Origin of the sequence: Guptibacillus spartinae (assembly GCF_028610625.1) — a bacterium.
GTDB classification, from domain to species: domain Bacteria; phylum Bacillota; class Bacilli; order Bacillales; family Guptibacillaceae; genus Guptibacillus; species Guptibacillus spartinae.
In genome coordinates, this window is record NZ_JAQQWU010000002.1 from 110,943 (window position 1) to 124,428 (window position 13,486).

The window sequence follows — 13,486 nt, forward strand, 5'->3', positions numbered from 1 at the left end:
TATAGTAAAACGACGAAAGTTTTATCGATTTGTCAACTTTCAAATCGAGTGAATTTTAGAGATTTCACCCGATAATCCAAGATTGAATTACGAGAACAGAGAAAAAAGAAGAATTTTGTCTATTGCACAATTATCCACATTCTGTCTTTCAATTCAAATTAAAGTTTTAATAAAAACCGATTCACTTCTTACAACGAAAATAACTATAGAACATTTGTTCCTGTTTAGTCAATAGGAAAAAGCACCCATCGAAGGTGCTTATCTGCTAAAGTTCCATTCCTTACTTGCATATTTTTCTGCCGCTAATTGGTTTACGTAAGCTTCTTGTTCTGCTGATAATTCAAAAGGGACTAGCTCAATATTAAGTCCTGTTTGAAAACCCTCATAAAAAGCTTTTATCGCTTCTTGAATGGATACGGGTTTATGCCTAAGAGCATTAATGGCAACTGCTTTTTTTCTAAACCCTCTTTGCATTCGTTCTCGAATACGATCGTTTTTAAATTTGAAACAATCAAACAACTTATCTTCATCTATATCCAATAAGATCGACCCATGTTGGAGAATGACGCCCTTTTGACGCGTTTGAGCGCTTCCAGCCACTTTTCTTCCTTCAACAACAAGTTCATAATAAGAAGGTGAATCAAAACACACACCAGATCTTGGAGCCCGAAGCTCCTCTTTCTCTTCTTCTGTTTCCGGAACAGAGAAATAAGCATCTAATTCAAGTTGTTGAAAACCAATCAATAAGCCTTCTGAAATAACACGATACGCTTCTCTTACCGTTGATGGCATGTCAGGATAATCTTCAGAGACAATAACGCTGTATGTAACTTCTTTATCATGAAGAACTGCTCTTCCTCCTGTAGGGCGTCTCACAAAGCCTAGTCCATGCTTATCCACGGCTTCCATATCAATGTCTCGTTCAATACGCTGGAAGTACCCGATTGATAGAGTTGGTGGAGCCCAGCCGTAAAAACGAATAACCGGGGGGATAACACCTTCACTGTGCCATTTCAGTAACGCTTCATCTAGTGCCATGTTATAAGCTGGAGAACGTTCTCCCGAATTAATAAATGCCCATTGCTTCATTATCGGTACTCCTTTATCACAGTTAGTTTCTAACACTCCTCCTATTCTAGCAGAGGTGAAAATGGTTGACCAATGAACACTCTTAATTTTTTCAAAAGGAAGACCGCCTCTTTCGCGACTCCCATTCCCGTCTTATGTCCTATAAAAAATAGGAAACCCCTCCTTCCCCTTAATTTATTGCATAGAAATTCTTTTTTCTTTTGCGGAAATCAGTAAAGACGTGTAAACTTAAGGTTGTCGATTTTACTTGAAAGGGTGTAACAAAGTATATGGAATGGATTATCGCAATACTTGTCGCGATCATTGTGTATGTTGTCATTACTCGCTACATACAGAAAAGGAATTTGAAAACGTTAACGGAGGAAGAATTCCGCGCAGGGTACCGTAAAGCCCAGCTGATTGATGTTCGTGAACCAAATGAATTTGATAATGGCCATATTCTCGGGGCAAGAAATATTCCTGTTAGTCAACTTAAAATGCGTATTAAAGAAATCCGCAAAGATCAACCTGTCTATATGTATGATTATAATGGGATTATTGTAGCTCGTGCAGCAAGCATCCTTAGAAAACATGGGATCAAGGACCTTTATCAATTAAAAGGCGGCTTCAAAAAATGGGGCGGAAAAGTAAAGAAGAAGTAAAAAGCAGCTGCTTGGCAGCTGCTTTTTTTATTATGGAAAGGTTAATACGTATGAAAATTTACGCTTTTTGGTATCGTAATATTGGTTTTCTAGCAGCTGTCGTTTCATCCAGTCGACCAATCACAGTGGTATGAGGAGCTTCCTGAACAATTTCAGGGTTATCTTCTGCTTCTTTAGCAATTTGAAGCAGAACATCACAGAATTCATCAAGTGTTTCTTTAGACTCAGTTTCTGTCGGTTCAATCATCATACACTCTTCAACATTGATAGGGAAATAAATTGTAGGCGGGTGATACCCAAAATCAAGCAAGCGCTTGGCCATATCTAACGTACGAACACCAAGTTTCTTTTGTTTCTTACCAGAAATAACAAATTCGTGCTTACAGTGCTGTTCATATGGCAGCACAAATGCATCTTGAAGACGTCTCATCATATAGTTTGCATTTAATACTGCATTTTCGGATACTTGCTTGAGCCCTTCAGGTCCCATCGTACGAATGTACGTATAAGCACGTACGTTAATTCCGAAGTTTCCATAATAAGGCTTCACTCGTCCAATCGATTGAGGGCGATCATAATCAAAACGATATGCATCCTTCTCTTTGACAAGAACTGGTTTCGGAAGGTATGGGATGAGATCTGACTTAACTCCCACAGGTCCTGAACCAGGTCCTCCCCCTCCATGTGGTCCAGTAAAGGTTTTGTGTAGATTTAAATGCACAACATCAAAGCCCATATCTCCTGGTCTAGCTGCCCCCATAATAGCGTTCATATTTGCACCGTCATAATAGAGTTTTCCACCAGCGTCGTGAATAATTTTCGCCATTTCGGTAATTTGCTCTTCAAATAGTCCAAGTGTATTCGGGTTTGTAAGCATTAAAGCTGCCGTGTCATGATTGACAACACGCTTTAAATCTTCAAGATCAACCAACCCTTTTTCATTGGATTTAACGGTTACTGCTTCAAAACCAGCAACGGTGGCCGAGGCGGGATTAGTGCCGTGAGCAGAGTCTGGCACGATGACTTTTGTACGATTAAAATCTCCATTTGCCTCATGATACGCACGAATCATCATTAAACCTGTCCACTCCCCATGAGCCCCGGCTGCTGGTTGGAGAGTTACCTCATCCATACCGGTTACAGCAACAAGGTTCTCTTGAAGATTGTACATCATCTCCAATGCCCCCTGAACCGTTTCTTCTTCTTGAAGGGGATGAATGAAAGCAAAACCTGGATATCTTGCCACATCTTCATTAATCTTTGGATTGTACTTCATCGTACATGAGCCAAGCGGATAGAATCCAGAATCCACACCATGATTACGTTTCGATAATGCAGTATAGTGACGCATTAATTGGAGTTCTGACACTTCTGGTAACTCTGGTTCAGTTTTGCGATTGAACTCATCTGGCAACAAAGCGTCTAGATCAATATCAGGAACATCAAGTTCAGGAAGACTATAAGAAATACGTTCCGGTTCACTAAGTTCAAATATTAACGGCTGATTTTTACTCATTGTGCTCCCCCCACTTCTTTTGCAAACAGTTCAATTTCAGCTTTTGTTCGATTCTCTGTTACTGCGACAAGCATGTGATTTTTAAGTTCAGGATAATCCCGTCCTAGATCATATCCTCCGATCATGCCTTTCGCTAGTAATTTCTGATTCAATTCCCTAATTGGCCCGTTGACCTTAATGACAAATTCATTAAAATAAACACCATCAAATACTGTCTCCACTCCCGCTTCTTCAAGACGTGCTTTTGCATAATGAGCTTTTTTTATATTTTGCTCTGCCATTTTACGTACACCCTTCTTTCCAAGGGCACTCATTGCGACAGAGGAAGCAAGAGCATTCAAAGCCTGGTTAGAACAAATATTTGAAGTCGCTTTATCCCTGCGAATATGCTGTTCTCTTGCTTGTAATGTGAGAACAAAACCGCGCTGGCCATTGTCGTCAGTAGTTTGTCCGATCAAACGACCCGGGACTTTTCGCATCAGTTTTTTCGTCACAGCGAAATAGCCACAGTGTGGACCACCAAATTGAGAAGGAATACCAAACGGTTGACAATCGCCTACTACAATATCTGCCCCCATTTCACCCGGTGGAGTCAGGCGACCAAGCGCAAGAGGGTTACTTGAAACGACAAACATCGCTTTTTGCTCATGGACAAGCTTTTCAATTTCAGGTAACGGTTCAAGTTGGCCAAAGAAATTCGGATATTGTACCATAACGCACGCTGTATGTTCGTCAATTTCATTCTTAAGCTTATCTAAATCGGTAACGCCATTGCTCGAATCAACTTCAACCACTGTTAATCGTTGACCTAGGGCATAAGTATCTATGACAGCACGCGCTTCGGGATGGACTGTTTTTGAGACGACGATTTTTTTCTTTTTAGTTTGGCCGGCACTTAGTAGACCCGCTTCTGCTAGAGCCGTAGGACCATCGTACATCGAGGAATTCGCTACTTCCATTCCTGTTAGTTCACTAATCATCGTTTGAAACTCAAAAATGGCCTGTAATTCACCTTGAGAAATTTCAGGTTGGTATGGCGTATAGGCCGTATAGAACTCAGAACGACGAATGACATGGTCAACGACAGAAGGAATCGCGTGATCATATACTCCTGCACCAAGGAAAGACGCATTCTCCATCGTATTAGCATTCTTTGAGGCAAGCTTTGACATATAACGTATCAATTCTGGTTCAAATAATTGTTTCTCTACTTTCAGATCGCCTTTAAAACGTATGGATTCAGGAATATCTTCAAAAAGAGCCTGAACAGAGTCCACTCCTATCGTTTCAAGCATTTCTTTCCTGTCCTGATCAGTTGTTGGCAAGTAGCGATGTTTCATATGTTCTCTCCTCCTCAGTATCCGGTTATTTTTGACGTTTATAAAATGGTGATGGTACAACCTTTGCTTGTACACGTTTGTTGCGAATTTCTACCTCAATCTCAGTATCTATTTCTGTATACTCTATCTTAATGAGCGCTAGGCCAACGTTTTTCTTTAGGGTAGGAGACTGTGTCCCTGTTGTCACTACACCAATCATTTGGTCCCCTTTATAGACTGAATAGTTCGTCCGAGGGATTCCTCGCCCAATCATTTCAATCCCAACTAACTTTCTCTCCAGCCCTTTTTCACGCTGACGAATGAGAGCAGATTTGCCAATAAAATCGGCCTCTTTTTTCGTTTTAACAGCAAAACCGATGCCCGCTTCAAGGGGAGAGATATCCTTTGTTAATTCTTGCCCATAAAGAGCAAGCTTCGCTTCAAAGCGGAGCGTATCACGTGCGCCCAGTCCACACGGCAAAACACTTTCAGGTTCTCCCGCAGAAAGGATCGCTTTCCAAAGCGTTGGAGCATCTTCTGAAGCAGTATATAGCTCAAAACCGTCTTCGCCTGTATACCCTGTTCGAGAAACGAGTGTGTTAACATCTGCGATCAAGACATTACTTTGAAATTTAAAGAAGCCAATCGATGAAAGATCAGTATCAGTAAGTCGTTGCAAAATGATTTCGGCTTTCGGACCCTGAATAGCTAATTGAGCCATCTCATTTGAAATGTTGTTAATTGAAACTCCCTCAACGAGATGCTTTTCTAGCCAGTTAAAATCCTTTACCGTGTTAGCAGCATTTACGACTAATAAGTAATGTTCATCAGAGTGTTTGTAGACGAGGAGATCATCCACTGTACCACCATCTTCATAACACATTGCCGTATATTGAGCACTATTTTCTTTCAGTTTGCTTATATCATTCGTCATCATTTTCTGAAGGTAATCAAGCGCATGTTCACCTTGAACATCAATTTCTCCCATATGAGAGACATCAAATAAACCAGCTCTCGTTCTAACAGCTTCATGTTCCTCTTTAATACTAGAAAATTGAACCGGAAGTGCCCAACCACCAAAATCAATTGTTTTAGCACCCATTGACTTATACGTTTCAAACAACGGGGTTTTCAATAATTCGCTCATGTTATTCCCTCCTAAACATTCATTTCAACCTATGTCATCTCATAGGCACCTGTTTCAAAAACCAACCTTGTGATTTAAAGCATAAAAAAGGACAGAGAAACCCGCTATTAGTAGCGCGTTTTCTCTGTCCTTTTGACCTGAAAGTTTCTTCTCGCACCTTGCGAGAATTACATCTTTGGCGGCTTCAGAAGCTCTCTCCAGAGGTGCGTCTAGCAAGAGTCTTTTTGCCTGAGAGATTCACAAATTTGTTTGCTCCTTCGGCGCTGCATCTAGCAGTCTCTCCTCTTGCTTTCATTCGCCTATTTTCAGTTTTAAGGTATTGGATGATACCGATTGATTCATACTATTAATGCTTTCGATTTCAATCCTACCACTACCATAGTGGCGTTGGCAACAATCTTTTTAATAATAAAAGTATTTTAACTAATACACTAAACACGAACAATATTATACATTACTCAAACATCATTCGTAAATGACGTTTTTAAAGAAAGGGTTTTCAAATTGAGAACAGAACTACAATTCAGTCAAGAGTGGACAAATCACTTTCTTAAACAAATCGATGAGGATGGACCTTGGGCAAACTGGGAACTTTTCAAACTCGCCATTGAAGCTGAACATCATCGAGCCATCCCATCATTTACTGGTTTACAAGCTCCTTCTCACCTTCCTCATTTAACACCTCACCCCTACCAACTTGAAGCAGCCCGTCGAGTTGTAGAGGAGATGAATGGAAAAGCGATTCTAGCAGATGAAGTTGGTCTCGGAAAAACAATCGAAGCTGGTCTGATTATCAAAGAATATATGATTCGAGGATTAGTCAAAAAAGTACTTATTCTTGTCCCAGCTTCATTGGTGTCTCAATGGGCAATTGAGCTTAATACAAAATTTTATATTCCTGCCGTCGTCCAAAGAAAAAGCTATGTTTGGGATCAATGTGACGTTGTCGTTTCCTCAATTGATACAGCGAAAAGAGAGCCACATCGGTCCATTGTTTATGAACAACAATATGACATGGTCATTATTGATGAAGCACATCGTTTAAAAAACAGTCGAACAAAAAACTATGAATTTGTGCAACATCTACCAAAGAAATTCTGTCTTCTTTTAACAGCTACCCCCGTCCAAAATCGCCTTGATGAAGTCTTTAACCTTGTATCCTTACTTAAACCAGGTCATTTGGGTAGCTTTGAAAATTTTGAAAAGGATTACAAAAGCAAAGAAAAAAATCCAGAAGACGAGGAGAGACTTCGTTCTCTCATAAAGAAAGTAATGGTAAGAAACCGCCGTGAAGATACAGGAATGGAATGGCCAGAACGCATTGTAAGAACTGTCCCTATTACTTTTTCACCTGAAGAAGAAGATCTTTATCGTTCAGTTGAAGCGTTGAAAAAAGAACCAATTTCTACCCGAAGTCAATTTTCCATTATTACTTTATTAAGAGAAATTTGTTCAAGTCGTGAAGCTGCCTATATGACGTTAAAAAAAATGCTCGAAAAAGAGACTTTGGATGAAGTCACACAAACCTTCATTCATTCCTTGATTAAGAAAATTGAAAGTGTCCCTACAAATTCAAAAGCTGAAAAAGCGCTTGAATTAATTCAGTCGATTGAAGGGAAAGTCATTATTTTCACGGAATATCGTGCAACCCAGCTCTATTTACAATGGTTTTTGAAAGAGCATGGCATCACCTCTGTTCCTTTTCGAGGAGGATTTAAACGTGGAAAGAAAGATTGGATGAGAGAGCTATTTAAAAACCATGCAAAGGTCCTTATCGCTACAGAAGCTGGTGGAGAAGGAATCAACCTTCAATTTTGTCAGCATGTGATTAACTATGATCTTCCCTGGAATCCTATGAGGATTGAGCAGCGCATTGGTCGAATACACCGCCTTGGACAAGAAGGTGATGTTCACATTTATAATTTTGCTACCAAACATACCGTGGAAGAACATATCCTTACGTTGCTATATGAAAAAATCCAACTGTTTGAAAGTGTCATAGGGCAGTTAGATGAAATCTTAACACGACTTGGAATGAGGGATATCGAAAAACATATTTCTGATATTCTTCTTCACTCTGAAAGTGAGGGGGAGATTCGTATAAAGATGGATAACATGAAAGAACTTATTAATTATCAAAAGGAGGATTCAAATGCATCAAGAAAATATTCATAATTATTTACGTTCCTACTTTCTTGCAAATGACTGTCACATCCTACAAGAAAAACCGGGCCTCCTGAATGTTCAACTGACCATTGAACTTGATAAAGAGTTAATGAACCGACCGTTTTATTGGCACTATCTTGAAAAGACTGGTGGAACACCACGACCGATGAATCTCACGTTAATTACTAATCAAAACGTTGAAGAAAATGGGGAATTTGTTCATTTTGGGGCACCGAGACTTCATCAAATTTTTTCATCCACAAAAAAACTCGCCTCTTCCATTCGTCTTTATGAGGAGGTGCAAACGAGTTTTCAACAGCAGTACCCTCTTCATCCTTGGCTCGGTCTTAATATAAAGATTTCCTATCAATGTGATCGAAAAAAACACCGTCTTCTTTCACTTGGTCTCCACCTTGTTAGTGGAGCGGTAGTCGATGATTTCCACAATTTATTACTTAAAAAAGCACTTACCCCCAAAATCCCGGATTATGCTTTTACCGTCACGCCTATTATTAAGCCTGCAAGTGGCTTAAAAAGACTTGAAGGAGTCGTTGAAATGTTGCTTGCAAAGGAGGATGTACAATGGGCGGAAGAGGCACAAATGAGATGGGCTTCTGATCAACACCTTCTTGATCAATTTTACCTGGGTAATACAAATGATCAACGGTATGAAGTAGAAAAAGAGGCATTAAGGAAACAGTATGAACCAACCATTACTGCAGAAATCATTAATGGGGGTATTTTCCACCTTGTTCCTGGCATCGAATCACAACCATACCCCACTTAAAAAAGCTCGGACTCAACTGTCCGAGCTTTCACGTTTCTTTTTCTTCATGAACATGGATACTGACATTGGAATGATCCCAAACCACCGAAACAAAAATGGTTGCTTCTTTGCCTTTTTTACAGCGCGCTGCTGCTGTCTTTCTTCTTTTGGCTGATCGATATATGAGATAACTTGTTGTGTCATATATTTCACAAGATCATTTGATGACATTCTGATCACCCTTTTATAATGGACTTCTTCATAAAGGGTGCCCAATTATGATATGTTTTAACCAATTATGCTACAAATGTCGGCAACAATGTCTTTCACTGTACGATTCGTCGTTTCGATTTCGTATTCCGCTTCACGGTATAAGGGCAGTCGCTCAGCAAAGATCGTCTTCACTTTATTCTGTTTGTTACCTCCAGCAAGAATTGGCCTTGTCGTATCATCTTCTAATCGTTTCACAATTTCGTCAGGTTCACAATGTAAATAAATTAATGTCCCATTCTGTTTCATATAAGAACGATTTTTTTCGTTTAAGACAATTCCCCCACCTGTGCTAATAATAATATTTTTACACGGTAGATTTTCAAGAGATGCGGTTTCATAAGCTCGAAATGCTTTTTCGCCCTCCTCATCAAAAATAGCTGAAATGGTTTTGTCCTGCATTTTTGCAATATGCTCATCCGTATCAATAGCAGGGACACCTAACTCTTTCGATAACGCTTCAGCGACGGTTGTTTTACCTGAACCCATGAATCCTGTTAAGTAAATTGCTTTCATGTTTATCCTTCACTCCATTCTACGACTTCATGCAATGTTTGATTGTATTGGATCACCGCAAAAATATGCGTTTCATTTCGCGTTGTGCCACTTAATGTTATGTGAACAATTTCTGAGGGAGAAGACTGAATGGCAGCACGAACCGTGCCTTCTTCATAATTAAATGTTTTCTCAGTCGTTTTTGCACCTGCTTTCTGTATATATGAAATTGTATCTTTCATTCCTAGCACGAGCAAGGACTGCTTTTTGAACTGTTCCTCTTCACGGTCTAGAAATGCCCGTTCGTTTGCTGTTAATTGCCATAAATGAAAAACGAACCCAAGCAGAAGTGTACTGATTAGCATCATCATGGCAGTCATATATCCCTGCTCATTCAACGGCTCAAGACATTTGAAAACAAACCTGCTTTTCCTTTTTTCCATTATTCAATTCCACCTCGATCATGACTTTACTGCCTGTAATTTCGACCACAAATCCCCGAACTTCTTGTAACACAATTTCATGACCGGTGTTATTGACACGCCTGCGAATAGAAGAACCATACATTTCATACTTAACCATTGTTCCATCTTTTTTTGTTACATCTACACTCCCTCTACTATGCGCTACATTGGCCGCTTCTCTAACTTCTTTCGAAAACAAGTGAAAGAACAAGCTAGCTTCCTCCTGTTGAAAGTCTGCCCCTGCATCATGGAGCGCTGCGCTCATTAATAAAGGTATCACCCAAATAATAGACAATAGGATCGTCAATGTAAGCATTAGCTCAAGTAAGGTTAGCCCTTTTTCATTCTTCATGGGGCAAGCTTCTGCAGATCAGGTTATCATTCTTGTTCTGCTCCTTATAAGAGATGCATAACTCAGTTGGGGTTTCCATAATTGAGAAAGACACGCCTTCCACTATCTTTTCTCTTGGTGGTATACCCCGATTTAGAACGAGATCATTCCAACAGTTATCAAGAAGGATAACAGCATGCTTTCGCTTAAGAATTGCCATTCTTTCTTCATAAAGGTGCGTGTATATGGGTAATACACTAGAAGATAAAACTGTTAAAATTGAAAGGGCTATTAAAGCATCAAGCAAGGAATACCCATTACAACTTTTTAATATAGAAACGCCCTGCCCCCACCTGTACAACAAGCTTGTATTCCTCCTTACCCGTCTTCATATAAAGTGTTCCTGCTTTTTGAACATTTCCATTCCCGCCAAAAACAATTTGATACCCCATCGTTCCCTCATCAATCGTGATGTGTTTTGGAATTTTAGTTGTTTTTACAATCGAGGATGCAGTACTTTGAATGCTATAAATTCCTTTACTTGGTGAAATGGAGAAACGATAAGATGAACCATTTACATAAGCTAGTTCCTGCGTATACCTGAGATCTGATTGGATATCTTCAAGGAAATGTTTTGTGGAAGAAGCATTTTGCGTAGGTGTAATATGGAGAAAAACCAGAGTTAAAAGAAGGGATAAAATAGAAAGAACCATCATCATTTCAATAAGGGTATAGCCGAGTGAATTTAAGCAATAATGAAATTGTTTCATTCACTAGTAGCTAATGCTACTTTCCCATCAGTAATCGTTAACGTCTCTCCTCCGGGGCATGTCGTTTCTTCCATGTCAAGATAATCGCCTGCTACTAGGTCATCAATCGAAGCAGGAAGTTTATTTTCGTTTGCTTTGTATGCCGCTACTTGAGTTTGAGCCACTTTAATCGTTGCCTCACAACTTTTTTCTTCAACTACATCGTTATTTTTCGTTAGTCCAGGCACAGCAATTAAAAGAAGTACCGAAATAATCATAATCACAATCATCATTTCAATAAGTGTAAACCCTTTTTCTTGTTTAAGCATGCGCAACCACTTTCTTAATTTCATCAAACCAATTCCCCCTTAAATATTTTGCAAATAATAAAACATCGGCATAAGAATGGACATAAACATCAACATAACAACAAGCCCAACTCCGACAAAACTAATAGGTTGCAAAATCATAAACCCTTTTTTCACGAGTTCTTCAAATCGTTCACCGACCACCTCCCCATACAAAATAAGCTCTTTTCCAAGATTGCCACTTACCTGCCCATGCATTAAAATTTCTTTGAACTCAGGAACATATAAACTTGTTTGATCAAACAAAATTTCCAACTTCTCTCCACGCATTAACGATAGCGATACACGTTTCGCTTCTTCTTGAAAGAAAATGAAATGAGACTGCTTTGTTAATAGCGAAAAAGCCTCCGCAATAGAAAGACCACTTTGAAGTAAGAGACCTAAGTGAAGTGAAGTATGATGAGTGAGGTAGAGAGGGACAAAGAGGCGGACGAAGGGAATTTTACTAAAAATCAGCATTTTCTGTACCGCAGACGTTTTTTTGTTTTTAACTACAGTTGAAAGATAAATCGCAATGGAAAGCCCAGCACAACCGATCACAATAGCAGGCATAAAGCGAACAAGTTCCATGAAGAATCTCGAAATAAAAGGGAGAGGAACATCGAGGGTCTTATATAAAGCGTTAAATTGTGGCAATAGGTATTTTCCTACTACAAACAACATGATGGCTGTCATCCAAAACAAAAAGATCGGGTAAGCAAGGGTACTACGCAAGCGTTTTTGCCATTCACTTCTCGTCTTCATTAATTGTCCAGATGCAGATATACCTGTAGCGAAATCCCGCTGTTCAGACATATACAAGTAAGACAAGATATCAACTGGAAACTGAAAATCAGCTAGAACGTCATGAAAGGAATCCCCTCCTTTTAGCCTTACAATAATCATTTCAATATTTGTCCTGATATGATCATTCTGATATAAAGCATAAACTTCCAGACATTTCGAGAGCGTATACCCCTCTTCAAGCATCTTCCCTATTCGTGAAAGAAAATCTGCCTTTCGATCAAGCTTCCATTTGGATCGTCTCACGGTTAAATAATCCCAACTCCTTCTCAACGGTTTCCTTCTGAATATAGCCTAGTGCATAGGCTCTAAGAATATAGTCTTTGATAGTTGATTGACCCGGTATGGTTAAAAGTTCAGGGTAATCGAGGGCTTTCTGAAGATGGAGACCAGCGAGGATTTCGACCACAGCGAGCTTTCTACGAGTTCTCCTTTTAAGACATTCAAGAGAACATACATCACAGTAAGGACACTTTAAAGGTACTAACCGCTGAGTTGCAACCCCTCTTAGCGTCTGGGTGATGTTATGAAGAGGGATCCCGAACTCCAGTAATCTCGGAATACATTCCAAAGTACTACCCGTATGAAGAGTGGAAACAACCAAATGGCCTGTCATACTAGCTCGTATGGCGAGTTGAGCCGTTTGTTTATCGCGTATCTCACCCACCACAAGAATATCAGGGTCATGCCTTAAACTGGCTTTAAAACCTTCATAATAAGAAAGCCCAGCTTTTTCATTAACTTCCATTTGAATAAAATCTGGATTTCTCTTTTCAATTGGATCTTCGATCGTGAGAACACGTCGATGGCGCTTTACGCTTAACGTTTGAAGTAAGGAGTACATCGTTGTCGTTTTACCTGATCCAGTAGGACCTGTAATCATAAATAAACCGCTGTTACAGCTAACAATTTGAAGAAGTCGGTTTGCAATTGAGGGAAAAAGAAAAAGTTCTTTAAATGAGTGGGTTTCGTCTTGGGGCAAAATGCGAATAACGAGACTTTCGTGGTAGGGCGTTGGGATTGTAGAGAGACGGAGATGAAGTTTCCTTGGGTAAAGAATCATATCCATGGCACCATTTTGTGGACGACGTTTTTCACCAATGTCCATACCGCTCAGAAATTTAAAGTGCGACAACACCTTTTCAGCAACGACCATTGGCAACCATAATGCATCGTATAATCGGTTATCGACGCGAAATTGAATGGATGCTCCTTTCTCTTTAGGATGAAAATGAACATCTGATGCCCCTACCTCCATCGCTTGTTTAATAATGTCTTTGCCCTTTTCTTCTATATTTAGCAAAAACACACCTTCCTTTCGTCAAATTTCACGATTTATAAAATCGTAAAGAAAAGGATTCGCCAGGTTTCTGGTAAATCCT

The 13,486-nt window shown here is 39.6% G+C and carries 15 protein-coding genes and 1 riboswitch; of the genes, 3 read left to right on the forward strand and 12 right to left on the reverse strand.

Going from position 1 to position 13,486, the window contains the following annotated elements; genetic code table 11:
* Window positions 1-258: 258 nt before the first annotated feature.
* Complete coding sequence (locus tag PQ511_RS04445; protein ID WP_420541656.1) at window positions 259-1,089, reverse strand: lipoate--protein ligase family protein; 831 nt, start codon at window positions 1,087-1,089, stop codon at window positions 259-261.
* Between the two features lie 269 nt (window positions 1,090-1,358).
* On the opposite strand from PQ511_RS04445, the gene PQ511_RS04450 reads away from it, so the two are divergent.
* Window positions 1,359-1,730, forward strand: coding sequence for a rhodanese-like domain-containing protein (locus tag PQ511_RS04450; RefSeq protein ID WP_224881155.1), 372 nt, complete (start codon window positions 1,359-1,361; stop codon window positions 1,728-1,730).
* A gap of 58 nt (window positions 1,731-1,788) precedes the next feature.
* Here the strand turns inward: PQ511_RS04450 and gcvPB are convergent, their stop codons facing one another.
* Genes gcvPB through gcvT form a run of 3 tightly spaced genes read right to left on the reverse strand, consistent with a single transcriptional unit; the run spans window position 1,789 to window position 5,712 of the window.
* The gene (gene gcvPB / locus PQ511_RS04455) at window positions 1,789-3,246 is read right to left on the reverse strand and encodes an aminomethyl-transferring glycine dehydrogenase subunit GcvPB (RefSeq protein ID WP_273850732.1); all 1,458 of its coding nucleotides are present in this window, start codon (window positions 3,244-3,246) and stop codon (window positions 1,789-1,791) included.
* Window positions 3,243-4,586: an aminomethyl-transferring glycine dehydrogenase subunit GcvPA gene (gcvPA, locus tag PQ511_RS04460; protein WP_273850733.1), complete on the reverse strand. Its 1,344-nt coding sequence runs from the start codon at window positions 4,584-4,586 to the stop codon at window positions 3,243-3,245. Before gcvPA ends, gcvPB begins: the two co-directional genes overlap by 4 nt.
* Window positions 4,587-4,611: 25 nt before the next feature.
* The gene (gene gcvT / locus PQ511_RS04465; protein ID WP_273850734.1) at window positions 4,612-5,712 is read right to left on the reverse strand and encodes a glycine cleavage system aminomethyltransferase GcvT; all 1,101 of its coding nucleotides are present in this window, start codon (window positions 5,710-5,712) and stop codon (window positions 4,612-4,614) included.
* A gap of 206 nt (window positions 5,713-5,918) precedes the next feature.
* Window positions 5,919-6,007: riboswitch (glycine riboswitch) on the reverse strand.
* Between the two features lie 209 nt (window positions 6,008-6,216).
* On the opposite strand from gcvT, the gene PQ511_RS04470 reads away from it, so the two are divergent.
* Both PQ511_RS04470 and PQ511_RS04475 read left to right on the forward strand, forming a co-directional pair.
* Window positions 6,217-7,887 carry a DEAD/DEAH box helicase gene (locus PQ511_RS04470; RefSeq protein WP_273850735.1) on the forward strand — a complete coding sequence of 557 codons (1,671 nt, stop codon included), beginning with the start codon at window positions 6,217-6,219 and terminating at the stop codon, window positions 7,885-7,887.
* Complete coding sequence (locus tag PQ511_RS04475) at window positions 7,865-8,665, forward strand: YqhG family protein (RefSeq protein WP_273850736.1); 801 nt, start codon at window positions 7,865-7,867, stop codon at window positions 8,663-8,665. The genes PQ511_RS04470 and PQ511_RS04475 overlap by 23 nt, the downstream gene beginning before the upstream one ends.
* A gap of 12 nt (window positions 8,666-8,677) precedes the next feature.
* Here PQ511_RS04475 and PQ511_RS04480 read toward each other — a convergent pair whose 3' ends face one another.
* The 8 genes from PQ511_RS04480 to comGA all read right to left on the reverse strand — a co-directional run bounded on the left by PQ511_RS04480 (window position 8,678) and on the right by comGA (window position 13,407).
* Entirely contained in the window at window positions 8,678-8,875 is a 198-nt protein-coding gene (locus PQ511_RS04480; RefSeq protein WP_273850737.1) for a YqzE family protein, read from the reverse strand.
* 57 nt (window positions 8,876-8,932) lie between these two features.
* Entirely contained in the window at window positions 8,933-9,430 is a 498-nt protein-coding gene (locus PQ511_RS04485; protein ID WP_273850738.1) for a shikimate kinase, read from the reverse strand.
* A gap of 2 nt (window positions 9,431-9,432) precedes the next feature.
* The gene (gene comGG, locus PQ511_RS04490) at window positions 9,433-9,852 is read right to left on the reverse strand and encodes a competence type IV pilus minor pilin ComGG (protein ID WP_273850739.1); all 420 of its coding nucleotides are present in this window, start codon (window positions 9,850-9,852) and stop codon (window positions 9,433-9,435) included.
* A complete protein-coding gene (comGF, locus tag PQ511_RS04495) occupies window positions 9,812-10,225 on the reverse strand; it encodes a competence type IV pilus minor pilin ComGF (RefSeq protein ID WP_273850740.1) in 414 nt (137 codons plus the stop codon). Before comGF ends, comGG begins: the two co-directional genes overlap by 41 nt.
* A 296-nt stretch (window positions 10,226-10,521) precedes the next feature.
* Window positions 10,522-10,974 carry a competence type IV pilus minor pilin ComGD gene (gene comGD / locus PQ511_RS04500; RefSeq protein WP_273850741.1) on the reverse strand — a complete coding sequence of 151 codons (453 nt, stop codon included), beginning with the start codon at window positions 10,972-10,974 and terminating at the stop codon, window positions 10,522-10,524.
* Complete coding sequence (gene comGC, locus PQ511_RS04505) at window positions 10,971-11,306, reverse strand: competence type IV pilus major pilin ComGC (protein WP_273851130.1); 336 nt, start codon at window positions 11,304-11,306, stop codon at window positions 10,971-10,973. Before comGC ends, comGD begins: the two co-directional genes overlap by 4 nt.
* 15 nt (window positions 11,307-11,321) lie before the next feature.
* On the reverse strand, window positions 11,322-12,350 hold the full coding sequence (gene comGB, locus PQ511_RS04510; RefSeq protein ID WP_273850742.1) for a competence type IV pilus assembly protein ComGB: 1,029 nt from the start codon (window positions 12,348-12,350) through the stop codon (window positions 11,322-11,324).
* Window positions 12,325-13,407, reverse strand: coding sequence for a competence type IV pilus ATPase ComGA (gene comGA, locus PQ511_RS04515; protein WP_273850743.1), 1,083 nt, complete (start codon window positions 13,405-13,407; stop codon window positions 12,325-12,327). Before comGA ends, comGB begins: the two co-directional genes overlap by 26 nt.
* Window positions 13,408-13,486 lie beyond the last annotated feature (79 nt).

What these genes read in the sequence shown, in the direction of transcription:
- comGC (WP_273851130.1), bottom strand. Translation starts at nt 11,306, where the DNA reads ATGAAATTAAGAAAGTGGTTGCGCATGCTTAAACAAGAAAAAGGGTTT.
- gcvT (WP_273850734.1), bottom strand. Translation starts at nt 5,712, where the DNA reads ATGAGCGAATTATTGAAAACCCCGTTGTTTGAAACGTATAAGTCAATG.
- PQ511_RS04445 (WP_420541656.1), bottom strand. Translation starts at nt 1,089, where the DNA reads ATGAAGCAATGGGCATTTATTAATTCGGGAGAACGTTCTCCAGCTTAT.
- PQ511_RS04485 (WP_273850738.1), bottom strand. Translation starts at nt 9,430, where the DNA reads ATGAAAGCAATTTACTTAACAGGATTCATGGGTTCAGGTAAAACAACC.
- gcvPB (WP_273850732.1), bottom strand. Translation starts at nt 3,246, where the DNA reads ATGAGTAAAAATCAGCCGTTAATATTTGAACTTAGTGAACCGGAACGT.
- gcvPA (WP_273850733.1), bottom strand. Translation starts at nt 4,586, where the DNA reads ATGAAACATCGCTACTTGCCAACAACTGATCAGGACAGGAAAGAAATG.
- PQ511_RS04475 (WP_273850736.1), top strand. Translation starts at nt 7,865, where the DNA reads ATGCATCAAGAAAATATTCATAATTATTTACGTTCCTACTTTCTTGCA.
- comGD (WP_273850741.1), bottom strand. Translation starts at nt 10,974, where the DNA reads ATGAAACAATTTCATTATTGCTTAAATTCACTCGGCTATACCCTTATT.
- comGG (WP_273850739.1), bottom strand. Translation starts at nt 9,852, where the DNA reads ATGGAAAAAAGGAAAAGCAGGTTTGTTTTCAAATGTCTTGAGCCGTTG.
- comGF (WP_273850740.1), bottom strand. Translation starts at nt 10,225, where the DNA reads ATGAAGAATGAAAAAGGGCTAACCTTACTTGAGCTAATGCTTACATTG.
- PQ511_RS04450 (WP_224881155.1), top strand. Translation starts at nt 1,359, where the DNA reads ATGGAATGGATTATCGCAATACTTGTCGCGATCATTGTGTATGTTGTC.
- PQ511_RS04480 (WP_273850737.1), bottom strand. Translation starts at nt 8,875, where the DNA reads ATGTCATCAAATGATCTTGTGAAATATATGACACAACAAGTTATCTCA.